Genomic DNA, 24,031 nt, shown 5'->3' with positions numbered 1-24,031 from the left:
CGCCTGCTGCATGCCCGGCGGGGCCTGGATCTGGACAAAGGACCGCGCCCGCAGCTCACCGGCGGTGGTCACGGTGACGACGAACTCGCCTTCCTTCACGATGGCCGTCAGGGCGGCATCGGTATCGGTCGAGGGCCGGGCCAGCACGAAGGCCGCGCTCACGAAGACGAGCAGCACGACGATGGCGACTACACGGCGGGAGCGAAGCAGGGACATCGGCCTTCGACCTCGGGTGGGGAGTGACGACGCCACGCGGCGCCACGGTACGCGACCATGGTAGGACACCGAGGTCCCCAAAAAGGTTGCGCCGCGCCATACGGTGTGGACCCGTACGGCGCGGCGCATCCTGCTTCATCAACATTTAATCCAACGGCCAGCCGTTCATCACGGAAGGCCTAGGGCGGTGCTACGGCCAAGGAAGCGGAATCACCGTGAAGCGCGAGCGCTTGGCCGGGTCGTCGTCCCCGTCAAAGAAGGCGGCAATCTCGCGGACCGCCGACTCGCGCAGGGCCTGGTCGGCTGGCGGGCCACCCGGCGCGACCGCGGCCAAGCGTTCCGCCAGCTGCTTGAGTTGCATCGCCGTCACCTGGCGCACATCGGGCGCGGCCCGTTGGTCGCCAGCGCGGTCCAGCATCGTATTCAGCACGACACGTTGCACCGCGCGACGCAGGGCCTGGTCGTTTGGCGTCCGCGCGGCGGAGGCAAACCACGTCCTATCAACGATCGTCTGCAACACTTCCATCAGTGTTGGCATGTCCTGCGGATTCCGCGCGTGCTGAATGACCACGCGCTGCAGACGGTTGCGTTCCATCAGGCCTTCGATCACCTCGGTGGCCAGACCACCGGCCATCGCCTGCTGGTCCACCGTGGTGCCGGCGCGCTCGATCCAGTCCATCTGGCCGTCGCCGCCCGGCGGCACCGGCGGGATCAACGCCAGTACGCGCTCGGGGATGGCCAACTGCGAGGGCTCCAGCGCGTCCAACGCCATCGTCAGCGCACGCCGCTGCTCGGCACCGGGAATCACGGTCGTCGGCACCTGCCCATCCCCGCGCATCGCATAGCGGAAGTCCATACCGCCGAGGTACTTCACCAGTCCCTCGAGCGAGTACCGATGGTGCAGGTACACGTGCGTGAAACGCATCGAGAGCAGATACATCGGCTCGCCAGGCTGAATCGCGCGCTCGTCGAACTTCTCCATCGCCACGCGGCGCACGGCCACCGTGCGGTCCACGGCGTCGAACATCGTCCGGCCCTCGACCCAGCGCGTGGCACCGGGGATCGAGCCGTCGGCACCGGCGTGCTGGTCGGCCACGAAGCGAAGGTTGCGCCGCTGGCCCTCGGCTACGATGCGGGCCAGACCCTCGCGCTCGGCGCGTTCGTTCGGATACCAGGTGTAGCCCCAGCGAATCGCCAGAGAGTCCCAGGCCCCGGCGAAGGGCGCGTAGGCCTTCGAGAGATCGAGCTGGCCCTGCGCGTCCACCGTCACCATCGGCACGGGATAGTCCATCACCGACGAACGGTCGTTGGTGGCGGCGATGAAGTTGTGAGAGAGGCCGAGGGTGTGGCCGATCTCGTGCGCCGTGTGCTGCCGACGCCGCGCCATCGCCAACTGCTCCGCGTTCATGTTCAGGCCGCGCGGACCCGCCGCCGGCACGAGGCCGGCCCAGATGTTGTAGTCGATCAACGAGCGGTACGAATCCATCCGCACCACCGTGCGCAGGATCTCACCGGTGCGCGGGTCGGAGAACGACGGTCCGACGGACGGTCCGGGTGCGTTGCGATGCACCCAGTAGATGAGGTTGTATCGCGCGTCCATTGGGTCGGCGCCCGCGGGTAGGTCGAGGACCTGGAACGCGTTCCGGAAGCCGGCAGCCTCGAAGACCTTGCCCCACCAGTTCCCGCCCTCGCGGAAGGCGGAGCGGTACGGCTCGGGAATGGCCGGGTCGAGATAGTAGATGATGGGGTTCTCGGGCTCAACGAGCTGGCCGCGCTGGTACGCGGCCGGGTCCTTCGGCACCAGGCGCCAGCGGTCGGCGAAGCCGGCGCGATACGTGCCGTCGTAGCCCTGGCTGAAGTCGAGGAAGCCCGTGCCGAAGAACCCGGAGCGCGGGTCCGCCTCGCGCGGCCGGAAGCCCTCGCGCGCGGGCAGCGCCACGAGCGAGTGATGGATTTCGAACACCGGCGCCGAGGCCTCGGCGGCGGCACGGCGCAGCGCGAAACCCGGGTTGTCGACGTTGAAGGTCAGCACCGCGTGGATCTCTGCGTTGCGCGGGAAGGCGCGTGTGCGGGTCTCGTCGAACCAGCTGCGGTTGGCGTCCACGCGCGCCGAGCCCTGCTGGGCGCGACGCACGCCGTCGGCGATGCCGTAGAGATCGCTGAGGAAGTAGCTCGTCGCGTCCACCACGATACGGCCGTCGGCCTCGCTCTCAATGGCGAACGATGCGGCGATGCCGCGCGGGAAGGCCTCGGCCACGGCGCGCTGCGCGGCCGCATCGCCGGCCGGCGCGCGGGCGCTCCAGTTGTCCTTCACCAAGAGGATGCGACGGCCGCGGCGCTCGAAGCGAATGACATCGGCGCCACCGAGCTGTCCGCGATCCAAGCCCAGTTGCGACACCCCGATACCGGTGGCCAGCGTCATCTGGTGCAGCAGGTCCTGATCCAGCTGCGCGGTGGGGATCTCGAGGAACAGCTTGTTGCGGTCGGCGTCGACGCGCAGGCCGATCAGCGGGGCCGCTTGCTGGGCTCCGAGGAGCGAGGCAGCGGCGACCAGCGCGAGGAGCGCGCGACGCGCGGAAGCGAGAAAGGGCATGGTCCCGGGTCCGAGGGAGAGGATTGGTTGCCCAATGCTATCCCTTCGGCACGGGTCCGCCAACCCGCTAGCGGTTGCCCCCGGGCGCTTCCAGCGCGGCGTGCACCGGCTCGGCGCGCTTCGCCATCAACTGCGTCACGAAGCGCTGGCCCTCGCCGATGCGCTCGACTTCCACGGCCGTGGCCTCCACTGCCTGCTCCAGCCCGTGCAGTCGCGTGTCGAGTTCGGGCGGCAGCTGGATCGTCACCGCGTTCTTCTTCCAGATCCGGCGCGCGTAGGCGATGGTCAGCGGCAGCAGGCAGACGAAGATGAACGTCATCGAGACGGCCATGACCAGCTCCGCCTCGGCTTCTGCGGGGTTCCGTGGCGCTGGCGCGGTGGCCCCAGGAACGCCGGCAGCCGTCGCCTCCGAGCGCTCGGCGGCCGCGTGCTGCTCGCGCAGGTCCTTGATGCGCGCATCGATGTCGCGGATCTGGGACTCCAGCCCTTCGCGGTCCGCGCCGGTGACTCCCTCACGGCGTAGCTGCTCCGCGATGTTGCTGCGCTCCGACTCGGCGTGGTCCAACTGGTCGTGGATGATGCGACGCTGGGCGCGCATCGCCTGATACATCTCGCGCGCCGTGTGTGGGCCCGACGGGGCCGCGACCGGAGTTCCGACGCCCTGGCCCTGGACGGCCGTGGCGGCTCCGGCCGGAGCGACCGGCGCGTTTGGGGCGAGCGCTGCCTGAGATTGCACGATCATGGACGCCGTCCAGGTGTGGGGGATGAACCTGACCAAATCCTTACGAGGTTCCCGACCAGGAGGTTTCGCCGGTCGCCCGGCTCACGCTCGCACACACCCCGCCGTCCCGCAAGCTACTCGTCGGTCCAGTCCAGCATCGTGAGCCAGCCGGCGAACGCGACGCCCATCGAGGTGAACGCCATCCGCCGGTGCCGATAGCGCGCATCCGGATCGCCCTCGGCGCGCTCCGCGAGAACGGCCGTCGCGGTGAACCCAGCGGCCGCCGCGATCATCAGGCTCGCGTGCAGGATCTTCTTGCCCCGATCGCGCGGATCTCGGAGACTGACGGCGAGGTTCGGAATGCCCGTGACGAGGTTTGTGGCAAACATCGCGGCCACGCCCGTGGCGCCGACCCGATGCCCGACCTTGGCCCACTCTGGCGCCTCGCTGCCGCGATTGAACAGCTGCGTGCCAGCTGTCACCTGCAGGGCGAACAGCGGCAACATCGCGTACGAGCTGTAGCGATGGATGTCGAGGCGACGGTAGTACGCGGCATCGTAGACACCGCCCTGCGCCGCCTGGGTGACGCCGGCAGCCACCACGGCAGGCGGCGGAACGCGTGGTCCGTTCGCATCCTGCGTCGCGGCGGCAACCGGTGAACTGACGATGATGGCGGCCGCCTGGGCGGCGATCCAACTGATGGTCAGGGCATCCACGTGCAATCCTTGGCCAGCGGAGAGTATTCGGCTCGCGGAGCGATGTCGCGATGACAAGCGTATACTACCTACCAACACTCCCGACGCCACGTCACGGACTTCTGCGCATGCGACTTCCCAGATCTCTGTTCGCCGTTTCGCTTCTGGCCGGCAGCATTGTCAGCGCCGGCTGCGCCGAGGCGCAGACGCCCGCCCCTCCGGCGCCTGAGGTGTACTTTCGCGCGCCTGCCGACGGTGCCGTGCTGCCCCGCACATTCGAGGTGGCCTTCGGCCTGCGCAACTTCGGCGTGGCACCAGCCGGTGCGCAGTTTCCCAACACGGGGCACTTCCACATTCTGATCAACGTGGAACCGCCGGCAACCGGCGTGGTGATCCCTGCGGACTCGCTGCACCGGCACTTCGGCGCCGGACAGATCGAGACCACGCTGACGCTGGCGCCGGGCACGTACACGCTGCGGCTGGTGGTCGCCGACCACGAGCACAAGGTGATTGGGCCGGCCTTGGCCTCCAAGCCAATCCGTATCACGGTGCGCTGAGCGCGGCCGCTCGTCGCCCGCCGCGTTTCATTCACGCGCTGACAGCTCCCCCCCCCCATGGCCTTCTACCTGAAGCTCTACGCGCTCTGCACCGCGGCGTTCTTCGCGCTGGACATCGCCTGGCTGGGTTTCGTCGCGCGCGGGTTCTATCGCAACCAAATGGGCGAGCTGCTGCGAGAGGACACCAACTGGGGCGCGGCGCTGGCGTTCTACCTGATCTACGTGGCCGCCATCGTCATTCTGTGCGTCCTGCCTGCGGTCGAGAAGCAGTCGCTGACGCGCGCCTTGGCGCTGGGCGCGGTGTTCGGGCTCGCGGCCTATGCAGCGTTCGACCTCACGAGCCTCGCCTTGCTCCGCGGATTCCCCGCGGGAGTGGTGCCGGTGGACCTGGCCTGGGGCGTGGTGCTCACGGGCAGCGTGAGCGCGGCCGGCTTCTACGCGGCGCGCTGGTTGCAGGGCTGACGCGCCGCATCCACCGGCGAGCCCGCGCCGCGCGGTGCAGCGCGGCCCGCGGCTGCCACCACGGTCACGCCGCGCGCCGCACCAGCGTCAGGATGCTGTAGAGCGCGACTGGCTCCTTGTCCTGGTTCATCACCTCGACATCCCATTCCACGACGCCCTGCGGAATGCCGTCGTCCACCGTGGCCTTGGCGGTCTTCTGCTTCACGGTGAGTCGCACCTGGATCGTGTCGCCAGGATACACAGGCTTGGTGAAGCGCAGGTTCTCCAAGCCGTAGTTCGCCAGCACGGGCCCGAGGGAGGGCTCCACGAAGAGCCCCGCCGCCGCGGAAACGATGAAGTATCCGTGCGCCACGCGGCCTTCGAAGATGCCGTTGCTGCGCGCCTCCTCGTCGTTCATGTGCGCGTAGAACTTGTCACCCGAGAGCTCGGCGAACTTCACGATGTCGTCCAGCGTGATTGTGCGCGTGCCGGTCAGCAGCGTGTCACCGATGTGCAGTTCGTCGAAGGTCTTGCGGAAGGGATGCAGCGCGTCGGTGGTCTCGGCCGCGCCCTTGGTCCACTCGCGGGTGATGGCCGTGAGCACGCTGGGACTGCCCTGCACCGCCGTGCGCTGCATGTAGTGCAGCACGCCGCGCGCGCCACCCATCTCCTCGCCGCCGCCGGCGCGACCCGGGCCGCCGTGCACGAGGTTCGGCAACGGCGATCCGTGGCCCGTGCTCTCCTTTGCGCTTGATTGGTCGAGCACCAACAGGCGCCCGTGGTACGGCGCGACGCCGAGCACGACCTTCTGCGCGGTCTTGGCGTCGGCGGTGACCAGCGAGCCACAGAGCGAACCGCGACCGCGCCGCGCCAACTCAATCGCTTCATCAAGATTGCGATACGGCATCACGGTGTTCACCGGCCCGAAGGCCTCCACGTCGTGTGGCTCCGTCTTGGCCAGCGGGTCTGCGCAGTACATCAGCTCGGGCTCGTAGAACGCGCCATTCTCGCGGTCGGCACCAACGACTTGAAAGTCACCGCCACCGACCACACGCTCTGCGGCACTCCGAATGCGTTCCGCGGCGAGACCCACGTCGCGCACCTGGCCCTTGCTGGCGAGGGGACCCATGCGCACGCCTTCGACGTTTGGGTCGCCCACCACGGTCTTGGCCAATCGCGCACGGATGGCCGTGATCACATCCTCTTCCATCCCTGCGGGGACGATCGTGCGGCGGATGGCCGTGCACTTCTGCCCCGCCTTCACCGTCATCTCCCGCACGACTTCCTTGATGAAGAGGTCGAACTCCGCCGTGCCGGGCGCGGCGTCCGGCCCGAGGATGGCGCAGTTGAGCGAGTCCGCTTCCATGTTGAAGCGCACCGCGTGCTCGACGACGGCCTTCGACTCCTTGAGCATGCGACCGGTTGCGGCCGAACCCGTGAAGGCGACCGCGTCCTGCTCCAGCACGTGGTCGAGCAGATCGCCGGCGCTTCCGCAGATGAGCTGCACCGCGCCCTCGGGCAGGATGCCGCTGGCGATCATCTCCTTGAAGACGGCCTCGGTGAGATAGCTCGTCGCGGTGGCGGGCTTCACGATGCCGGGGACGCCGGCAAGCAGCGATGGCGCGAGCTTCTCCATCATGCCCCAGACCGGGAAGTTGAAGGCATTGATGTGAATCGCGACGCCTTCCAAGGGCACACAGATGTGACGCCCCACGAAGCTGCCGCCCTTGGACAGCGGCTCAGTGGGACCTTCGACGTGGAAAGTCTCGTTCGGGAATTCGCGGCGCCCGCGGCTCGAGTAGGCGAAGAAGGTGCCGAAGCCACCGTCGATGTCGATCCAGCTGTCGGTCTTGGTCGCACCGGTCTGCGCACTGATGGCGTAGAAGGCGTCCTTGCGCTCCATCAGATGCTTGGCCACGGCCTTGAGCATCGCGGCGCGCTCGTGGAAGGTCATCGCCCGCAGCTTCGGGCCGCCCACGGTCCGCGCATACTCCGTCATCGCCTTGAAGTCGAGACCGCCGCTCGACGCCTCGGCCACTGGCTCGCCCGTGACCGCGTGGTAAAGCGTGGTGGTCTTGCCCGTTCCCTCGACCCACTGGCCGAGTGCGTAGTTCTTGAGCTTCATCGCGTGAATCCCCGTATGGGCGAATGCGGCGCGCTATTGATTGCCGCGCGTCTGTTTCCAGGTCTTGAGCACGTTGGATTGCGTGGGCCGGTCGGCGGGGACTTCCCGCAGCGGCTCCACCTCGCGCCAACTCGCGCGCATCTGGCCCGGCAGCTGCTGGTACAGCGCCGTGCCGTCCGACTTCCAGGCGAGCATCTCGTCGCTCACCTCCTTCACGATCTTGGCCGGGTTGCCGACCACCACGCTGCGCGGCGGGATCTGCATCTCCGTCGGCACGAAACACAGTGCGCCGACGATGCTGCCGCCGCCGACCACGGCGTTGTCCATCACCACGGCGTTCATGCCGATCAAGGCGTTGGCGCCGATGCGCGCGCCGTGCACCACGGCGCCGTGCCCGATGTGCGCGCCTGCCTCGAGCACCACCGTCACGCCCGGGAACATGTGGATGGTGCAGTTCTCCTGGACGTTGCAGCCGTCCTCGATGACGATGCCGCCCCAGTCGCCGCGGATCGCGGCACCAGGGCCGATGTAGACGTCGCGGCCGATGATGACGTTGCCCGTGACGGAAGCCTTGGGGTGCACGAAGGCCGACTCGTGCACCACCGGGATGAAGTCGTCGAAGGCGTAGATGCTCATCGGGCGAACGCCTAGGCGCGCTCGAGGATCATCGCGTAGCCCTGCCCCACGCCGATGCACATCGTGCAGAGCGCGTACTTCGCCTGGCGATGCTGCAACTCGCGCGCAGCGGTCAAGGCGAGCCGCGCGCCGCTCATCCCCAGCGGATGGCCGATCGCGATGGCACCGCCGTTGGGGTTCACGCGCGGATCGTCGTCGGCCACGCCGAGCTCGCGGAGGCAGGCCAGGCCCTGCGCGGCAAAGGCCTCGTTGAGTTCGATGACGTCCATCTGTTCCAGCCTGAGCCCGGCGCGCTGGAGCACGAGCCGCGTCGCCGGCACCGGACCCATCCCCATCACGCGCGGCTCGACGCCGGCTGCGGCGCTGGCCACCACGCGCACCAGCGGCATGAGCTTGTGATCCTTGACGGCCTTTGCCGACGCCACAAGCAGCGCCGCCGCCCCGTCGTTGAGGCCTGAGCTGTTGCCCGCCGTGACCGAGCCCTTGCCGTCGTGTCGGAACGCCGGCCTGAGCTTGGCGAGCTTCTCCATCGTGGAGTCAGGCCGCAGAAACTCGTCCGCCGCGACCGTGACAGCCTCACCCTTCCGCTGCGGGATGCTCACGCCAACAATCTCCTCGGCGAGCCGACCTGACTTCTGCGCAGCGGCCGCCTTCTGCTGTGAGCGCAGAGCGAACGCATCCTGGTCCTCACGGCTGACCCTGTAGCGCTCTGCCACGTTCTCGGCGGTCTCGCCCATCGAGTCCGTGCCGTGCGCCGACTTCATCGCGGGATTCACGAAACGCCAGCCAAGCGCCGTGTCGAACAGCTGCATGTCGCGGCCGAAGGGCTGGGCGCTCTTGCTCATCACGTAGGGTGCGCGGGTCATCGACTCCACGCCGCCCGCCACGTAGATGTCGCCCTCGCCCACCTTGATGGCGCGGGCGGCGTTCGCGATCGCGCTGAGGCCAGACGCGCACAAACGGTTCACTGTCTCGCCGGGAACGCTCTGCGGCACCCCGGCCAGCAACAGCGCCATCCGCGCCACGTTGCGATTGTCCTCGCCCGCCTGGTTGGCGCAACCGAGGATCACGTCGGCGATCAGAGCCGGTTCCAGCGCTTGCTGCCGCGCGAGCAGTGCGCTGATGGCGTGCGCCGCCAAGTCGTCGGCGCGCACGGGCGCGAGGGCGCCCCCGAGATTCCCTACCGGCGTGCGAATACCGTCTACGATGAATGCGTCAGTCATGGGCTAGCGATGCGGCTTGTCGGTGCGGTACACGGTGCCACGGAAGTGCCCGACAGTCTGTCCGTCCTGATTGGTGATCGTCACGGAAGCGAATCCGGTGCGCCGCGTTGTGGTTTCCTGCACGCCCACCGCCGTGAGCACATCCCCCGGCCGCGTCGCGGCGGGATAGCTGATCGTGCAGTCGAGCGCCACGCTGGTGAGTCCGCTGGCGTTGGTGCAGAACGCCAGCGCCGTGTCGGCGAAGGCGAACACGATGCCGCCGTGCGCGGTGCCAAAGCCGTTGGTCATCTCCTCGCGCACAGTCATGCGCAGGATGCAGCGTCCTTCGGAGGCCTCGAGCACCTCGACCCCCAGCCACTTGGAGAAGTTGTCCTGCGCGAACATCCGCGCCACGACCTCGTCCGGCGGCAGCTTGTGCGACTGCGCGTCGCCGCCGATCACCGGCGTGAACACGGTGCCGCGATGCGGGCGCGGCGCATCCTTCTCGCTCATCGCGAAACTCCCCGTTGAACGTCGGTGCTCACGGCAGCAGTCTCCCGTTGGACCGTGCCACGCGGCGCAGCAGCGGGCTCGGCCGATACCGATCCTCGCCATACTCTTGCTGCAGCGACTCCAGCGTCGCCAGCACCGCCGAGGCACCGATCTCATCGCCCCAGGCCAGCAGGCCCTTGGGATAGTTCACGCCCTTGGTCATGGCCAGCTCGATGTCCTCGGGGCTGGCCACGCGCATCTGGACGGCGTCTGCCGCTTCATTCACGAGCATCGCGAGCACGCGGTCAAGGATGGCGCGGCCCAGCGCGGCGTCCTCGGTGGCCGCCGGCGACACGGCGCCATCACGGTAGTCGTAGTAGCCGCGACCAGTCTTGCGGCCGAGCCAGCCTGACTCGACGAGCCGCCGCTGCGTCAGCGCCGGCCGATAGCGCGGGTCGTAGTACATCGCCTCGAACACCGAGCAGGTGACGGCATAGTTCACGTCGTTGCCGATGAAGTCCATCAACTCGAAGGGACCCATCTTGAATCCGCCCTGCGACTTGAGGGCCCAGTCGATGGTCGCGCAGTCGGCGATGCCTTCTTCCAGGATGCGCAGGGCCTCGCCATAGTACGGCCGGGCGATGCGATTGACGATGAAGCCCGGCGTGTCGGAGGCGACGACGGGCAACTTGCCCCAGGCCGCGATGCGCTCACGCGCTGCCTGCACCAGCACCACATCGGTCGCCATCGCCGGGATGATCTCCACCAGCGGCATCACCGGCGCGGGATTGAAGAAGTGGATGCCCAACACGCGTTCCGGATTCGCGCAGGCGCCGGCGATGGCGGCAACGGACAGCGACGAGGTGTTCGACGCCAGCACGGCATCCGCTGCAACGACGCCTTCAAGCGCGCGGAACAACTCCTGCTTCACGCCGAGGTTCTCGACGATGGCCTCAATGACGAGGCCACAGGTGGCGAAGCGCTTCAGCTCCTCGGCGCCCACGCCAGCCACGTAGCTGATGCGCTTGAGCGTCGCGTCCGCCTCGGCCTGTGTGGCGCGCCCCTTCTCCACCTCGCGCGCCATCGCCTTCGCGTGGCCGGCCTTTGCCTTCTCGACTGCCGACGCGGCGGAATCCGCCAGCACCACCTGGTGTCCGCGCTGCGCGGCGACCTGCGCGATGCCGGCGCCCATCGCGCCGGCACCAACAACGCCCACGCTCATCCCGGCGTCGAGCGGCACGGTCACTTGCCCTGGTAGGTGGGGGCGCGCTTCTCGAGGAAGGCGCGCACGCCCTCGGCGTAGTCCGCCGTGCGCCCGGCCTCCTGCATGCACTGCGCCTCGACCTCAAGCTGCGCCTCGAGTCCATTGCGCCACGACGCGTTCATCGCACGCTTGGTAAGCCCGAAGCCGCGCGTGGCCTGCTGCGCGAGCTGCGCGGCGAGTGCGCGGGTCGTTGCCATCAAGTCAGCCGCGGGGACGACATCCCAGATCAAGCCCCACTCCTTGGCCTGCGCCGCGGGGACCTTGCCACCAAGGAAGAACATCCCAGTCGCGCGCTGCGATCCCACGAGCCGCGGCACGAAGAACGTGCCCGAGGTGTCGGGAATCAGCCCCAGCTTGGCAAAGCTCTCAACGAAGCTGGCCTCGGCGGCGGCGATGGTGAGGTCGCAGGCGAATGCGAGGTTCGCGCCCGCGCCCGCCGCCACGCCGTTCACGGCGCAGAGCACGGGCTTCTCAAGTGTCCGAATGGCAGTGATGATCGGGTTGTACGAGGCGCGCACGATCTCCGAGATGTCGGGCATCTCGTCGCCATCCTGCGGCAGCGCCTCCTGAAGGTCCTGCCCCGCACAGAAGCCGCGCCCCGCGCCAGTGAGCAGCACGGCGCGAATCTCCGGATCGCTGGCCGCGCGGCCGAGCTCGCGTTGGAGCTCCTGGGCCATCTCGCGATTGAAGCTGTTGAGGACCTCGGGCCGGTTCAGCGTGAGCTCGAGGACGCCGTCTCGTGTCTCGCTCAGGATCATTGGCATTTCCCCAAATCTATCCTCTGGGGTGTGGGGATGCGGGAACTGCACTTTACCACGGAGACACGGAGACGCGGAGAACTGCAACGGCAACGGCACTTGAAGGGGTCCTCGGACAGATTCCGGCGCGGCGGACCCCCAAGAGAGCAGTTGTAGTTCTCCGTGTCTCCGTGTCTCCGTGGTAATTCACATCGATCCAGCCAAGCAGCGAACGGACGAGTACCGCAACAAGGGCCACCAAGCCAGATTCCACCCCAATGCCTGCGAAGAAGACCCCGCCCCCGGCGTCCATTGATTGGCGCAAGGTCGCCTACCACGTGCTCTGCTCACGTGCGCTGGATGACGCCGAGGAGCAGACCAACCGGAACCGCGCGACCGTCCCCAAGGACCACGTCGTGCTCTACCAGTTCTCGGCGCGTGGGCACGACATGGCGCAGGTCATCCTCGGGCAGTTCCTCACTGGGACGCGCGATGCCGCGGGGGCCTACTATCGCAGCCGGCCCCTGCTGCTGTCGCTTGGCCTCTCGATGGAAGACGCGCTCGGCTCACCGCTCGGGCGCGCGGGTGGATTCTCCGACGGTCGCGATATCGGCGTGGTCTGCAACTTCCCGCGCGAGTCCGGCTGCATCGTGCTGCCGATGGCTGGCGACGTGGGTTCGCAGTACACGCCCGCCGCCGGCTGGGCGCAGGCCATCACGTACCATCGCGACATCCTGAAGAACGCCTCCTACGCCGGCTGCATTGCCGTCGCGCTCGGCGGCGACGCGTCCGTGGCGACCAACGGCTTCTGGGCCGCGCTGACGATGGCGACCACGCTCAAGCTCCCGATGCTGTTCTACATCGAGGACAACGGGCTCGGCATCTCCGTCGGCGGCGAGTTCCAAACGCCCGGTAGCGACATCAGCAAGAACCTCTCGAGCTTCGGCAACCTGTTCATCCGCAACGGCGACGGCACCGACCCCGCCGAGTGCGCCGCGTTGCTCAGCGACTGCGTGCAGCACGTGCGCCGCGGTGAGGGGCCCGCGTTGGTGCGGCTCACCGTGCCGCGGCTCTCGAGCCATTCGGGCCCCGACAATCAGAAGGGCTATCGCACGGACGCCGAGATCGCGGCGGACCAGGCGCGCGACCCGCTGCCGCGCCTGCGCAAGTTCCTTGTCCCGCAGCACATGAGCGCTTCGCAGTGGAGCGCACTGGAGACCGAGGTCGCGCGCGATGTGGAACGCGCGCTGGCGGCCGCGCGTGCGCGTCCGACGCCGAATCCCGCCAACATCGCCGAGCACGTGTATGCGGACGATCGTGACGACGCCACAGAGGCGTTCGGCGGCCTGCGCCGCGCCGAACGCCGCAAGCTGGGTGGCAACGAACAAGCCTCGGAGGACGGCGAGTTGCTGCGATTCGCGGAGGCCGTGCGGCGCACACTGCGCCACGAGCTGCAGGTGAATCCGAAGGTCGTGGTGTTCGGCGAGGACGTGGGCAAGAAGGGTGGCGTGCATCTCGTCACTGAGGGGTTGCAGAAGCTGTTCGGCCGCGACCGTGTGTTTGACACGTCGCTGTCCGAGGAGGGCATCATCGGCCGTGCGGCTGGCCTGGCGATCAGCGGCCTGATGCCCGTCGCGGAGATCCAGTTCCGGAAGTACGCCGACCCGGCCACCGAGCAGCTCAACAACGCCGGCACGCTGCGCTGGCGTACGGCCAATCGCTTCGCATCGCCGATGGTCGTACGCATGCCCGGTGGCTACGGCAAGGATGTCGGCGACCCCTGGCATTCGCTCTCCGACGAGGTGCGCTTCGCCCACGCCTACGGCTGGCAGGTGGCGATTCCATCCAATGCCGCGGACGCCGTCGGCCTGCTGCGCACGGCGATGCGCTCGCCGAACCCCACCGTGTTCTTCGAGCACCGCTCCCTGCTGATGACGGGCGACGGCAGCTCTCGATATCCCGGCGACGACTACGTGCTGCCGTTCGGCCGTGCGCGCGTGGTGCAGGAGGGCAAGGCGCTCACGCTCGTGAGCTGGGGCGCGATGGTGCATCGCTGCGCAGAGGCCGCGAAGCAGTTCGAGGGCGAGGTGGAACTGCTCGATCTCCGCACGATCGCTCCCTGGGACGCCGACGCCGTGCTGGCCTCGGTGACCAAGACGGGCCGCTGCTTGATCGTCCACGAGGACAACCACACGGCTGGTTTCGGCGCCGAGGTCGCGGCCACAGTGACGCAGGAAGCGTTCTGGTACCTGGACGCGCCTATCGAACGCCTCGCGCCCGAGGACATCCCGATGCCGTACCACCCTGACCTGCTGGCGGCGGTGCTGCCGGACGTGCCGGCCATCGTGTCGGGAATCGAGCGCCTGCTGCGCATCTGACGTAGGAACAGTTCGGTTCGCCAGCGTCCGGCCGCGCGCGTGCGCGGGGTCGGCCCGCCCCATCCCGATTTGCGAATCCCGGGACACGCAGCTACCGTACGTTCTCGGCAGAACCTCTACCGTGGTGCATTGATGGATTCAACGCTTCGTCTCGACATCGCCGCCATTGGGCGCGACCGGACGCCGGTCGCCGTCCGGATGCGCGCGACGCACGAAGCAGGGCACCGCCGGTAGCAGCGACAAAGGTCGCTCCTCGCGGATCCACGCCCCTCCCTGCTTCGCAACACTCGGCAGGTGGGGCGTTTGACTTTCTTGTGGATCCGACGAGCACCATATGCATTCGACTGAACAGACTCTCCCCGAGGCGACAGCCGTGACCGCGCCAGCCGAGCAGCACAGCTTCTGGCGCGACGTGCGCGACGCCATCCGCGGGACAGAGCACGACTACACGCAGGGCACGATCGGCCGCGCCATCCTCCTCCTCGCCGTCCCGATGGTGATCGAGATGATGATGGAGAGCATCTTCGCAGTTGTCGACGTGTTCTTTGTCGGCAAGCTGGGGCCCGCAGCTGTGGCCACCGTGGGCCTCACCGAGTCGCTGATGATCGTACTGTACACGATCGCCTTCGGCCTGAGCATCGGCGCGACGGCGACGGTGGCGCGGCGCATCGGAGAGAAGGACGCCGATGGCGCGGCACGTGCGGCCGTGCAGGTCATCCTGCTTGGCGCGGCACTGGCCGGCGGGCTTGGCCTGCTGGGCGCAATCTTTGCGCCCGAGCTGCTGGCCTTGATGGGCGCCGACGCCGAGGTGGTGGCGGTCGGCACGCCCTTCGCCCGCGTGACGCTCGGTGCGTCGGCGACGGCGTTCCTCATCTTCCTTGTGAACGCCGTGTTTCGTGGCGCCGGCGACCCGGCCGTGGCGATGCGCGTGCTGATCCTCGGCAACGGCCTCAACTGCATCCTCGACCCTGCGCTGATCTTCGGTTGGGGTCCGCTACCGGAGCTCGGACTCGTCGGTGCTGCTTGGGCGACGACAATCGGGCGAGGCGCCGGCCTCATGTATGCGCTGTGGCTGATGTCGCGTGGCACCGGACATCTCGAGGTCTCGCGCCAGCACCTCGCCATCGAACCGACGACGATGGTGAAGATCGCCCAGCTCAGCGGCTGGGGCACGTTGCAGGTGGCCATCAGCTCGATGAGCTGGATGGGACTGGTGCGCGTGGTGTCAGGCTTCGGTGCGCCGGCGATGGCCGGCTACACCATCGCGATTCGCGTGCTGCTGTTCGCCCTGATGCCGGCGTTCGGCATCGGTGCGGCGGCGGCAACGATGGTGGGCCAGTCGCTGGGCTCCAAGCAACCGGACCGCGCGGAGCAGAGCGTGTGGACCGCGGCCAAGCTGAACGTGGCCGTGCTCACACTCACCGGCATCCTGTTCATCATCTTCACGCCACAACTCATCGGGCTGTTCACGGCGGACCCCGCCGTGAAGGAGGTCGGCGTGTTCGGCCTGCGGATGATGTCCTTTGGCTTCCCCGCCTACGCCGTGGGCATGGTGCTGGAGCAGTCCTTCAATGGCGCCGGCGACACGCGCACGCCGAGCTGGATCAACTTCGGCGTGTTCTGGATGCTGCAGATCCCGCTGGCCTGGTTCCTCGCGTACCGCACGACGCTGGATGAAGGCGGCGTGTTCATCTCGGTCAGCGTGGCGTACTCGATGTTGGCGCTGGTGAGCTTTCTGCTCTTCAGGAGAGGCCGCTGGAAGGGCGCGCAGGTGTAAGGACGAAGGACGAAGGAGGCGAGGCCGTACGGCCTCGCCTCTTCCGTCTTCCGTCCTTCGTCCTAGAAGGCTTTGAACTCATCAAACGGCTGCCGACACGTATTGCACACGTGAATCGCCTTGCAGGCCGTTGACCCGAACTCGCTCTTGAGCGTGGTGTTGGTGGACCCGCACCAGGGGCATTGCACCGGCGGTTTGGCGCGCACGAGCGTGACCAAGCCGCCGGTGTCGGCTTTCCCGGGCGGCGCAATGCCGTAACGGCGCAGCTTCTCGCGCGCTTCCTCCGGGATCCAATCCGTGGTCCACGCTGGCGAAAGTTTGGTCTTCACTTCAATCGCCGGTGCGCCCGCTTGCTCCAGCGCAGTGCGGATGTCGCGCTCGATCTCGAACATCGCCGGGCAGCCGCTGTAGGTCGGCGTGATGGTGATCTCCACCGTGCCATCCGCGCGCTGCGACGCGTCGCGCACGATGCCCAGTTCCACGACGGAGATGACCGGGACCTCGGGGTCCGGCACCTCGGAGAGGATCTCGAAGATCCGTTCGCGGGAGAAGGTCGTGTCGGTGGTCATCGCATTGCTACAAACGCACGGTCGCGGTCCAAAGGTCCGCCGCGGTCACGCATCAGTCATTCGCCGGCGCTACCAGGTCGCCCCGGGATGTGCACGGGCCACGCTCTGCATCGTCGCCAGCAGGTGCCCGATGTGCTCGGTGTGCCGCCCGCGGCGGCCACCCTGCTGCCAAGGCAGATCCGCCGGCCGCGTGAGTGTCGCGCGCTTGAGCACGTCGTCCACGAGCGCGTCCCAGCGCGACTTCAGCGCGCCGTGATCGACCGCGACGCCAAGCGCCGCCACGGCCTCGTCAACCTCATCGCGCAGGAAGAGCTCGCCGGTATACCTCCAGAGGCGGTCGAGCGAGGCCTGTACCCGCGCGTGCGACTCGTCGGTGCCGTCGCCGAGGCGCACGACCCACTCGCTGGAGTGGCGCAGGTGGTACTTGTCTTCCTTCAGCGCCTTCGCGGCGATCGCGGCGAGGCCCTCGTGGCCGCTGGTCGCCAACGCCTCGAGCAGCAACACGCTGTAGGCATCGAACAGGAACTGCCGGACCATCGTGTCGCCAAAGTCGCCCTTGGGCAGCTCGACCAGCAGACAGTTGCGGAACTTGGTGCCATCGCGCCAGTACGCGAGCGCGTCCTCGTCGCGACCCTGGCCCTCCAACTCGCCCGCGAGGCGCAGGAACTGCGCGGCCTGCCCGATCAAGTCGAGCGCGATGTTGGCCGTCGCGATGTCCTCCTCAAGGATGGGCCCATGCCCGGTCCACTCGGACATCCGATGCCCAAGCAGCAGCCGGTCATCGCCCAGCCGCAGCAGATACTCGACAATGGGCTCGCCAAGCGGCAGCTGCCGCGGCCCGGCGACGTTGACGGTCCCCTTCTCCGCCTCACCGGCGGCGATGCCGCCTTCCTCTTCCTGCTCGCGCGGCTTGGCCATCAGAAGACGCGGATCCCCTGCGGGACCTTGTAGAACTGGGGATGCCGATACGCCTTGTCGTTGCCGGGCTCAAAGAACGGTCCCGCATCCGACGGCGCCGACGCGGTGATCGCGGTCGACGGCACCACCCAAAGATTCACGGCCTCGCCCCGCCGCGTGTACACGTCGCGGGCATTCTGCAACGCGTGCTCGGCGTCCGTCGCGTGCAGCGACCCTGCGTGCTCGAACGGCTCGCCCTTGTTGCCCTGAGTGAACACTTCCCACAAGGGCCAGGATTGTTCGTTGCTCATGCTTTCTGCCCAATGAGGGAAACAGCTTTGCCACAGAGGCACAGAGACACAGAGGAAAGCCAAGGGTGAACTACGCGCTGCACGCCAGATTGCGGGCGCAGTTCAACATTGACCTCGCAGTTCTCTGTGTCTCTGTGCCTCTGTGGCATGCAGTTCAAGCCACCGAAACAGAACGCGAATGCTTGGACGCGTGCGCCAACGCAGCCTCCCGCACCCACTGCCCGTCGTCCTGCGCCGCATTGCGCGCCGCGAGGCGCTCGGCGTTGCAAGGACCGTTGCCGCCGACCACCTGCCAGAACTCCGCCCAGTCGATCTCGCCGAACTCCCAGTTCTTGGTCTCGGCATTGTAGGTCAGGTCTGGATCCGGCAGCGTCACGCCAATGGCCTGGGCCTGCGGCACCGTCAGGTTCACGAAGCGCTGGCGCAGCTCGTCGTTCGTCTTCCGCTTCACGCGCCACTTGAGCAGCTCGGCCGAGTTCGGACTGTCCTTGTCGCTGGGCCCGAACATCATCAGGGAGGGCCACCAGAAGCGGTTCACCGCGTCCTGCAGCATCTCGCGCTGGGCCGGCGTGCCCTTGGCCAGCGTGGCGCAGATCTCGTAGCCCTGGCGCTTGTGGAAGTTCTCTTCCTTGCAGATACGCACCATCGCGCGGGCGTAGGGGCCGTAGGAGGCCTTGGCCAGTACCGTCTGGTTCACGATCGCCGCACCATCCACGAACCAACCGATCACGCCCATATCCGCCCAACTGAGCGTCGGGTAGTTGAAGATGCTGGAATACTTGGCCGTGCCATCGAGCAGTTGGTTGAACAGGTCGTGCCGGTCCACGCCGAGCGTCTCGGTACCGCAGTAGATGTAGAGCCCGTGGCCCGCCTCGTCCTGCACCTTGGCGATCAGCGACATCTTCCGCCGCAGCGATGGCGCGCGGGTGATCCAGTTGCCCTCGGGAAGCATCCCCACGATCTCGGAATGCGCGTGCTGGGCCATCATGCGCGTCAGCTGCTTGCGGTAGCGCTCGGGCATCCAGTCCTTGGGCTCGATGCTCTCGCCGGCGGCAATGCGTGCCTCGAAGGCCTCGAGGAGCGCCGGATCCTCGACAGGGGCGGTCGTCTTCGGCATACGGGCAATTTAACGAAGTCCGCGACGTGCTGGGTCCAGTGGCGGACGGACGCCCACGGACACGGGCGAGCCCTCGCGGATACCTGCGGCTGCCCGAAACACCGATATCTTTGCTCTCATGACCGACCGCGCCCCTTCCGCCTCCGCCCTCACGGACGGCGACGTCCAACTCAGCGTCGCCGACGGCATCGGGACCGTCGAGTTCTCGCACCCGAAGGGGAACTCGCTGCCCAGCGCCCTGCTCCGCCGGCTGGCCGACGGCATCGGCACGCTCGGCGCCGACCCCGCCGCGCGCGTGATCGTGTTGCGCAGTGCCGGCCACAAGACCTTCTGCGCCGGCGCCTCCTTTGACGAGTTCACGGCCGTCGCCACGCCTGAGGAGGGGCGCGAGTTCTTCCTCGGCTTCTCGCGTGTGATCCTCGCGATGATCCGCGCGCCGAAGTTCGTCGTCACGCGTATCCAAGGCCGCGCGGCCGGTGGCGCGCTCGGCGTCATCGCCGCCAGTGACTACTCAGTCGCCGTGCAGGGCGCCGACGCCAAGCTCAGCGAGCTCGCCGTGGGCATCGGCCCCTTCGTGGTCGGTGTGGTGCTCGAGCGGAAGCTCGGGCTTGCTCCCTTCCAGTTCCTTGGCGTCCACGCGGACTGGCACGACGCCGCCTGGTGCGAGCGCCACGGACTCTATGCGCAGGTGGTCCCCGACATCGCCGCCTTGGATGCGGCGGTCCACGCGCACGCCACGCGCCTCGCCGCGGCGAACCCCGAGGCGATGGCCGAGATGAAGCGCATCTATTGGAAGGACACGGAGAACTGGGAGTCCCTGATGGACACGCGCGCCCAGATGAGCGGGCGGATGGTCCTCTCGGACTTCACCAAGGAAGCCCTGCAGCGCTTTCGCGCGCGCTAGGCGTACAGCGCCGTGATGGCCTCTTCGAAGGTCTCGCGGTGCCCGCCGGCGATGATGCGCCCCGTGGCCTCGTAGCCTGCAGTCTCAAGGCGGTCGGCCGCATCCAGCACGGTCTGCACGTCGAAGCGCTGCCCTTCGAGCGTCGCCAGATACTCCTCGACCGCGGTGAGATAGCCCATCATCCCGCCGAGTTCCGTCGGGGCATAGACCTTGTGGGCGTCGCGCAGGGCCGCCGTGCCGGCGACGTGGTCCGCCATCACCAGGTTCTCGCTGCCGCAGATCACGCGCAGCGCCGAGTTCGCGCGGCAGGCTGCGATGGCCGCCGCATCCAACGTGCCGCCGTTCGCATTCACCACCAAGGCGTCCATCCCGAGGGCGAGGAAGTCGGCCTTGTCCTCGGGCCCCCAGGTCGGGATCCCCATCGCCTCAAGCTCCGCACGCCGCTGCTCGCGCGCCTCGCAGGCCAGGATGCGCACACCGCGATGCTCCCGCAGGCGCTCGATGATGTGCATCCCGATGTTGCCGCAGCCAATCAAGCCGATGGTCGCGCGCTCAAGCGGCACGGCGCAGGCGCGCAGCATCCCCTTGAGGATCTGGTAGTTGCCCTCGCCCGTCGGCACGGACGTATCGGCCACCACACTGCCGGCGAATCTCGCGTTCAGGAACTCGAGCGAGCCTTGGCCATCCGACAACACCCCGTGACCCAAGTCCTGACCCGTCGTGATGTGCACGCCCGCGTGGGTCTCGCAGTCGTTCAGGCACTCCGCGGCCCAGGTCAACAACCCGATATCGCGCGGATTGCCGACGCGGGCGTCGTCCGTCGGCACCAGTACACACTTGCCACCCACCACACGCGTGAGGTCGCGAATGGCCAGCGGTCCACCCACGCCGATCACGCGCGACCAGTGGACCTTCTCCTCCATCCCGATGGCGAGCGCGATGGCCTCACGTTCGGCCGAGAACCCCGGCGTGATCACGCGGCCCAGCGGTGCGATACGGAAGCCGCCGAGGGAGAGCTTGCCGGACTGCGGTTCGGCGTGCGTCGCGATGGCCAACACCCAGGGTTCCGTGGGGTGCCGGTAGCGATACACCCAGACGTTCGGGTTTCGCGTTTCGCGAAGCTCATCGACGAGTGCGGCGCAGTCGTCGGGGCTGAGTGTGGTCCGATGCACGCCGAAACATACGCGTGGGGGCGTGCTCCGGGAGGCGGTGGTCACCACTTGGCCTGCACCATCGTCCATATTGGATAGGTCCCCCGCCGCGCTGTCGCCGGCGGCTACCCGACGCGAGGCAACGAGGAGACGCTCGCCGATGCACCTGCACTGGACTCGCCGCCTCGTGGCGGCTCTTGCACTGCTACCTGCGGCCGCCACCGCCCAAGGGAGCGCCAACGGCTCGCCGCCGCCCCTCGCCAGCTTCGACACGGCCTGGGCGTCGATCAGCCGCATCTACTACGACACCGCGCTGATCCACGGTCGCTGGCAGCAGGCGCACGACTCCATCCGCTCCTCACTCGGTGCCTCACCCGACATCGACCGCGTCCGCTCGGCAATTCGTGCCCTGTCGGCCGTCCCGGGCCAGTCACACTTCGCGCTCATCCCGCGCGATGCGGTGCCGCCAACCACGGCGGCGCCGAGCAGCGCCTCGCTGGGCACGGTGGGCCTCGAGTTCCGCCCCATCGGCGACACGCTGGTGATCTGGCATGTCGCGGCGGGCAGCGCGGCAGCGGCGGCCGGCCTCAAGCCCGGCGACATCGTTACTCACGTAGACACCCTGCCGGTTGCGGTGCTGGCCGAACGACTGGCGCGCGCGTTCCCGGAGGACGCGGCGATGGGCCAGATGCTGCTGACGCAGGCGGCCACTTCCATCGGTCGGCGCGCGCTTGGCGACACGGCGGAGTACGGCATTGTGGATGCTCGTGGCAACGCGCGCCGTGTGAAGCTCGTGCACGGCGCGGCCACGGGCACCATCACCCGATTCGGCAACCTTCCGCCGCAGGTGCTGCACACCAGCAGCGAGATGGTCAGCGTCGGTCCCTGGTGGCGACGTCGTCAGGTGCCGGTCATTCACTGGTCGGCGTGGTTTCCGGTGATCTCGCCCAAGATTGACGAGATGCTGTTCGCCGCACGCGGTGCGCCTGGCGTCATCATCGACCTGCGCGGGAATCCCGGCGGGGTGGTGGGGATGATCAGCGGCGTGGCCGGACATTTCTCCGACTCGGCCTGGAGTCTCGGTACGATGTATGGGCGCGGGTCGACGCTGTACTTGCGCGCCAATCCACGCGTGGTGGATATGACGGGCGCAAGGCGCGGCATCATCGACGCGCCCATCGCCATCATTGTGGATGGCTTCACGGCGAGCTCCTCGGAGTTCTTCGCCGCCGGGCTGCAGGCGTTGGGGCGGGCCCGCGTGTTTGGCGAGACCTCGGCGGGGATGGCCCTGCCCTCGCTGATGCTGCGGCTGCCGAGCGGCGATGTGCTGATGCATCCGATCGCCAACCACGAAGACGCGAACGGGCGTCGCGTGGAGGGGGTAGGAGTGCTGCCCGACACGCCGGCGCCGCTCACGCGGCGTGCCTTGTTGCAGGGTCGTGACCCCGCACTCGAGGCCGCGCGCCGTTGGCTCGCCCGCGAGATGCGCTAGGCCCTACATTTCCTTGACAGTCTCCTTTCCTTCAGAGGTCCGATGATGCGTTCCCTTCGTCACTCGTTCGCCGTGCTCGCGCTGCTCGCCGTTGGCGGCGCCACGGTCGCCGCGCAGTCGCCCAATGAGATCCTGGCGCGCTACACCAGGACCATCGATCCGCAGGGCAAGATCGCCAGCATTCAGGGCATGAAGTCCACGATCACGATGGACATCCCTGCGGCCGGGATGACGGCGAGCATCGTCGCGATGCAGAGCCGCCCGAACCTGATGGCGATGGTCATCGACATCCCGGGCATGGGCCAGATGAAGCAGGGCTACGACGGCACGACGGCGTGGTCCAGTGACCCGATGCAAGGCCCGCGGCTGATCACCGGCCAAGAGGCTGCCGCGCTGGTGGACGGTTCCGACATGAACTCGATGGCCCGGAAGCCGGAGCAGTTCACCCACATCGAGGCCGCCGGCGAAGTGGATGTGGACGGCGTCAAGGCCAACTGCCTCAAGCTCACCTGGAAGTCCGGTCGCGTGACGACGGAGTGCTTCTCCTCCGCCAGCGGCCTGCTCGTGGAGTCGCGGCAGACGCAGCAGTCACAGATGGGCGAGGTCGAGGCCGTGACGCGACTCTCCGACTACCGCGACGTGAACGGCATCCTGGTGCCACACAAGATGACGCAGAGTGCGATGGGCATGCAGCAGATGATGACGACCACGTCGGTGGAATTCGGCCCGCAGGACCCCAAGGCCTTTGAGCTGCCTCCCGAAGTGAAGGCGCTCAAGCCCGAGTAGGTCGTATGACGACGAGGCGACCGCTCGCCGCGAAGCTCGGTCGCCTCGTCGTGTTTGTGGGCACCGCGAAGCTTCTTGTGCTCACGGCAGCGGCCCTCTGGCTGCTGCGCGACCCGGTGCCGCACTTCAACCGTCGGCATGCACCGATAGTCCGGGTTGAGGAACGTCCGCCAACGCGTGATGGCGGCACGGCAGAGCAGGAAGTGCGGGTGGAGAGTGCAAGCGGGCTCGGCATCGAGCTCGCGATCCGGCGGCCGGCCACGGTGGAGTCCAGCACCGTGCGCCGGCCGCTGTTTCTTGTCCTCGGCGGCCACGAGCGCGGCAAGGGCGCGGCGGCGTTGATCGGCGACACGCGTGGAGCGGTGTTCGCGTCGCTGGAGTATCCGTTTGATGGAAACCACCGTGCCCGGGGCGCGCTTGAGGTGCTGGCGCAGGTCCCAGCAATCCGGCGCGCCATCTACGACACGCCGCCGGCCGTGCAGCTGGCGCTGGACTACCTGCTTACGCGGCCCGACGTGGACCCGACGCGTGTGGAGTTGGTGGGCGCGAGCTTCGGCGCGCCCTTTGCGACCATCGCCGCCGCGCGCGATACGCGCGTCACGCGACTCTGGCTGGCGCACGGTGGTGGCGATACGCGGCGGATGATCGCACGCGGGCTCGAGCGCGACGTACCCCTGGCCGCCGCCCGGTATCCCATTTCGGTGCTCGCCAACGTGCTGGCGTCCGGCCCGCGGTTCACGCCCGAGAAGTGGATCGCCGATGTGTCGCCGCGACCGGTCGTGATGCTGAATGCGACCGAGGATGAGAAGATTCCGCGCGCGTCGGTGGAAATCCTGTACGAGGCGGCGGGGGAGCCGAAGGAACTGGTGTGGTTGCCGGGCCGGCATATGCAGGGCAACCGGCCGGAGGTGCTGCAGCAATTGGTTGAGGCGGTGCTGGCGCGAGCCGACTTGCCGGGAATGCGGTAGCG

General features: G+C 68.0%; 22 protein-coding genes. 8 read left to right on the top strand and 14 right to left on the bottom strand.

All coding sequences use genetic code 11. From position 1 onward, the window contains the following. Positions 1-406 precede the first annotated feature (406 nt). The 3 genes from KF709_11500 to KF709_11490 all read right to left on the bottom strand — a co-directional run bounded on the left by KF709_11500 (position 407) and on the right by KF709_11490 (position 4,246). Positions 407-2,809 carry a zinc-dependent metalloprotease gene (locus KF709_11500; protein MBX3175031.1) on the bottom strand — a complete coding sequence of 801 codons (2,403 nt, stop codon included), beginning with the start codon at positions 2,807-2,809 and terminating at the stop codon, positions 407-409. 67 nt (positions 2,810-2,876) lie between these two features. Next, a complete protein-coding gene (locus KF709_11495; protein MBX3175030.1) occupies positions 2,877-3,551 on the bottom strand; it encodes a hypothetical protein in 675 nt (224 codons plus the stop codon). A 113-nt stretch (positions 3,552-3,664) separates the two neighbouring features. Next, complete coding sequence (locus KF709_11490) at positions 3,665-4,246, bottom strand: hypothetical protein (GenBank protein MBX3175029.1); 582 nt, start codon at positions 4,244-4,246, stop codon at positions 3,665-3,667. Between the two features lie 107 nt (positions 4,247-4,353). Here KF709_11490 and KF709_11485 point away from each other — a divergent pair, with 107 nt between their 5' ends. Then, positions 4,354-4,782: a DUF4399 domain-containing protein gene (locus KF709_11485; protein MBX3175028.1), complete on the top strand. Its 429-nt coding sequence runs from the start codon at positions 4,354-4,356 to the stop codon at positions 4,780-4,782. Between the two features lie 57 nt (positions 4,783-4,839). Continuing rightward, the gene (locus KF709_11480; GenBank protein ID MBX3175027.1) at positions 4,840-5,244 is read left to right on the top strand and encodes a DUF2177 family protein; all 405 of its coding nucleotides are present in this window, start codon (positions 4,840-4,842) and stop codon (positions 5,242-5,244) included. 64 nt (positions 5,245-5,308) lie between these two features. On the opposite strand, the gene paaZ is transcribed toward KF709_11480, so the two are convergent. From paaZ to paaG, 6 genes are all read right to left on the bottom strand, one after another. Then, on the bottom strand, positions 5,309-7,348 hold the full coding sequence (gene paaZ, locus KF709_11475; protein ID MBX3175026.1) for a phenylacetic acid degradation bifunctional protein PaaZ: 2,040 nt from the start codon (positions 7,346-7,348) through the stop codon (positions 5,309-5,311). Positions 7,349-7,381: 33 nt separating this feature from the next. Then, a complete protein-coding gene (locus KF709_11470; GenBank protein ID MBX3175025.1) occupies positions 7,382-7,984 on the bottom strand; it encodes a transferase hexapeptide repeat family protein in 603 nt (200 codons plus the stop codon). An 11-nt stretch (positions 7,985-7,995) separates the two neighbouring features. Then, on the bottom strand, positions 7,996-9,207 hold the full coding sequence (gene pcaF / locus KF709_11465) for a 3-oxoadipyl-CoA thiolase (GenBank protein ID MBX3175024.1): 1,212 nt from the start codon (positions 9,205-9,207) through the stop codon (positions 7,996-7,998). Between the two features lie 3 nt (positions 9,208-9,210). Further along, positions 9,211-9,591, bottom strand: a complete 381-nt coding sequence (gene paaI, locus KF709_11460) for a hydroxyphenylacetyl-CoA thioesterase PaaI (GenBank protein MBX3175023.1) — start codon at positions 9,589-9,591, stop codon at positions 9,211-9,213. A gap of 136 nt (positions 9,592-9,727) precedes the next feature. Next, on the bottom strand, positions 9,728-10,900 hold the full coding sequence (locus KF709_11455) for a 3-hydroxybutyryl-CoA dehydrogenase (protein ID MBX3175022.1): 1,173 nt from the start codon (positions 10,898-10,900) through the stop codon (positions 9,728-9,730). A 20-nt stretch (positions 10,901-10,920) separates the two neighbouring features. Continuing rightward, complete coding sequence (paaG, locus tag KF709_11450; protein MBX3175021.1) at positions 10,921-11,706, bottom strand: 2-(1,2-epoxy-1,2-dihydrophenyl)acetyl-CoA isomerase PaaG; 786 nt, start codon at positions 11,704-11,706, stop codon at positions 10,921-10,923. Between the two features lie 251 nt (positions 11,707-11,957). Between paaG and KF709_11445 the strand changes: the two genes are divergently transcribed. Together KF709_11445 and KF709_11440 are read left to right on the top strand one after the other, a co-directional pair. Next, positions 11,958-14,057 (top strand): pyruvate dehydrogenase, encoded by a 2,100-nt coding sequence (locus KF709_11445; GenBank protein ID MBX3175020.1) that lies wholly within the window; start codon positions 11,958-11,960, stop codon positions 14,055-14,057. 373 nt (positions 14,058-14,430) lie between these two features. Next, positions 14,431-15,834, top strand: a complete 1,404-nt coding sequence (locus tag KF709_11440) for an MATE family efflux transporter (protein MBX3175019.1) — start codon at positions 14,431-14,433, stop codon at positions 15,832-15,834. A 62-nt stretch (positions 15,835-15,896) separates the two neighbouring features. Here KF709_11440 and paaJ read toward each other — a convergent pair whose 3' ends face one another. The 4 genes from paaJ to paaA all read right to left on the bottom strand — a co-directional run bounded on the left by paaJ (position 15,897) and on the right by paaA (position 18,728). Next, entirely contained in the window at positions 15,897-16,403 is a 507-nt protein-coding gene (gene paaJ / locus KF709_11435) for a phenylacetate-CoA oxygenase subunit PaaJ (protein ID MBX3175018.1), read from the bottom strand. 69 nt (positions 16,404-16,472) lie between these two features. Continuing rightward, positions 16,473-17,321, bottom strand: coding sequence for a phenylacetate-CoA oxygenase subunit PaaC (gene paaC / locus KF709_11430; GenBank protein ID MBX3175017.1), 849 nt, complete (start codon positions 17,319-17,321; stop codon positions 16,473-16,475). Further along, positions 17,321-17,611, bottom strand: a complete 291-nt coding sequence (gene paaB / locus KF709_11425; protein ID MBX3175016.1) for a 1,2-phenylacetyl-CoA epoxidase subunit B — start codon at positions 17,609-17,611, stop codon at positions 17,321-17,323. Before paaB ends, paaC begins: the two co-directional genes overlap by 1 nt. A gap of 154 nt (positions 17,612-17,765) precedes the next feature. Beyond that, the gene (gene paaA / locus KF709_11420) at positions 17,766-18,728 is read right to left on the bottom strand and encodes a 1,2-phenylacetyl-CoA epoxidase subunit A (GenBank protein ID MBX3175015.1); all 963 of its coding nucleotides are present in this window, start codon (positions 18,726-18,728) and stop codon (positions 17,766-17,768) included. Between the two features lie 118 nt (positions 18,729-18,846). Between paaA and KF709_11415 the strand changes: the two genes are divergently transcribed. Further along, positions 18,847-19,632, top strand: a complete 786-nt coding sequence (locus KF709_11415) for an enoyl-CoA hydratase/isomerase family protein (protein ID MBX3175014.1) — start codon at positions 18,847-18,849, stop codon at positions 19,630-19,632. Here KF709_11415 and KF709_11410 read toward each other — a convergent pair. Next, positions 19,629-20,804 carry a hypothetical protein gene (locus tag KF709_11410; GenBank protein ID MBX3175013.1) on the bottom strand — a complete coding sequence of 392 codons (1,176 nt, stop codon included), beginning with the start codon at positions 20,802-20,804 and terminating at the stop codon, positions 19,629-19,631. The two genes, KF709_11415 and KF709_11410, sit on opposite strands and share 4 nt — an antisense overlap. A 139-nt stretch (positions 20,805-20,943) precedes the next feature. Here KF709_11410 and KF709_11405 point away from each other — a divergent pair, with 139 nt between their 5' ends. The 3 genes from KF709_11405 to KF709_11395 are packed head-to-tail and all read left to right on the top strand — an operon-like array spanning position 20,944 to position 24,029. Next, positions 20,944-22,275 (top strand): PDZ domain-containing protein, encoded by a 1,332-nt coding sequence (locus KF709_11405; protein MBX3175012.1) that lies wholly within the window; start codon positions 20,944-20,946, stop codon positions 22,273-22,275. Positions 22,276-22,320: 45 nt separating this feature from the next. After that, positions 22,321-23,061, top strand: coding sequence for a hypothetical protein (locus tag KF709_11400; protein ID MBX3175011.1), 741 nt, complete (start codon positions 22,321-22,323; stop codon positions 23,059-23,061). Between the two features lie 5 nt (positions 23,062-23,066). Beyond that, a complete protein-coding gene (locus tag KF709_11395; protein ID MBX3175010.1) occupies positions 23,067-24,029 on the top strand; it encodes a hypothetical protein in 963 nt (320 codons plus the stop codon). Positions 24,030-24,031 lie beyond the last annotated feature (2 nt).

The organism is Gemmatimonadaceae bacterium (genome assembly GCA_019637445.1).
Classification (GTDB): Bacteria; Gemmatimonadota; Gemmatimonadetes; order Gemmatimonadales; family Gemmatimonadaceae; genus Pseudogemmatithrix.
Note: the sequence above shows the minus strand (reverse complement) of the source record. Positions and strands in the feature narration are given on the sequence as shown.

What these genes read in the sequence shown, in the direction of transcription:
- KF709_11500 (MBX3175031.1), bottom strand. Translation starts at nt 2,809, where the DNA reads ATGCCCTTTCTCGCTTCCGCGCGTCGCGCGCTCCTCGCGCTGGTCGCC.
- KF709_11495 (MBX3175030.1), bottom strand. Translation starts at nt 3,551, where the DNA reads ATGATCGTGCAATCTCAGGCAGCGCTCGCCCCAAACGCGCCGGTCGCT.
- KF709_11485 (MBX3175028.1), top strand. Translation starts at nt 4,354, where the DNA reads ATGCGACTTCCCAGATCTCTGTTCGCCGTTTCGCTTCTGGCCGGCAGC.
- KF709_11480 (MBX3175027.1), top strand. Translation starts at nt 4,840, where the DNA reads ATGGCCTTCTACCTGAAGCTCTACGCGCTCTGCACCGCGGCGTTCTTC.
- paaZ (MBX3175026.1), bottom strand. Translation starts at nt 7,348, where the DNA reads ATGAAGCTCAAGAACTACGCACTCGGCCAGTGGGTCGAGGGAACGGGC.
- KF709_11470 (MBX3175025.1), bottom strand. Translation starts at nt 7,984, where the DNA reads ATGAGCATCTACGCCTTCGACGACTTCATCCCGGTGGTGCACGAGTCG.
- pcaF (MBX3175024.1), bottom strand. Translation starts at nt 9,207, where the DNA reads ATGACTGACGCATTCATCGTAGACGGTATTCGCACGCCGGTAGGGAAT.
- paaI (MBX3175023.1), bottom strand. Translation starts at nt 9,591, where the DNA reads ATGTTCGCGCAGGACAACTTCTCCAAGTGGCTGGGGGTCGAGGTGCTC.
- KF709_11455 (MBX3175022.1), bottom strand. Translation starts at nt 10,900, where the DNA reads ATGAGCGTGGGCGTTGTTGGTGCCGGCGCGATGGGCGCCGGCATCGCG.
- paaG (MBX3175021.1), bottom strand. Translation starts at nt 11,706, where the DNA reads ATGCCAATGATCCTGAGCGAGACACGAGACGGCGTCCTCGAGCTCACG.
- KF709_11445 (MBX3175020.1), top strand. Translation starts at nt 11,958, where the DNA reads ATGCCTGCGAAGAAGACCCCGCCCCCGGCGTCCATTGATTGGCGCAAG.
- paaJ (MBX3175018.1), bottom strand. Translation starts at nt 16,403, where the DNA reads ATGACCACCGACACGACCTTCTCCCGCGAACGGATCTTCGAGATCCTC.
- paaC (MBX3175017.1), bottom strand. Translation starts at nt 17,321, where the DNA reads ATGGCCAAGCCGCGCGAGCAGGAAGAGGAAGGCGGCATCGCCGCCGGT.
- paaB (MBX3175016.1), bottom strand. Translation starts at nt 17,611, where the DNA reads ATGAGCAACGAACAATCCTGGCCCTTGTGGGAAGTGTTCACTCAGGGC.
- paaA (MBX3175015.1), bottom strand. Translation starts at nt 18,728, where the DNA reads ATGCCGAAGACGACCGCCCCTGTCGAGGATCCGGCGCTCCTCGAGGCC.
- KF709_11415 (MBX3175014.1), top strand. Translation starts at nt 18,847, where the DNA reads ATGACCGACCGCGCCCCTTCCGCCTCCGCCCTCACGGACGGCGACGTC.
- KF709_11405 (MBX3175012.1), top strand. Translation starts at nt 20,944, where the DNA reads ATGCACCTGCACTGGACTCGCCGCCTCGTGGCGGCTCTTGCACTGCTA.
- KF709_11400 (MBX3175011.1), top strand. Translation starts at nt 22,321, where the DNA reads ATGCGTTCCCTTCGTCACTCGTTCGCCGTGCTCGCGCTGCTCGCCGTT.
- KF709_11395 (MBX3175010.1), top strand. Translation starts at nt 23,067, where the DNA reads ATGACGACGAGGCGACCGCTCGCCGCGAAGCTCGGTCGCCTCGTCGTG.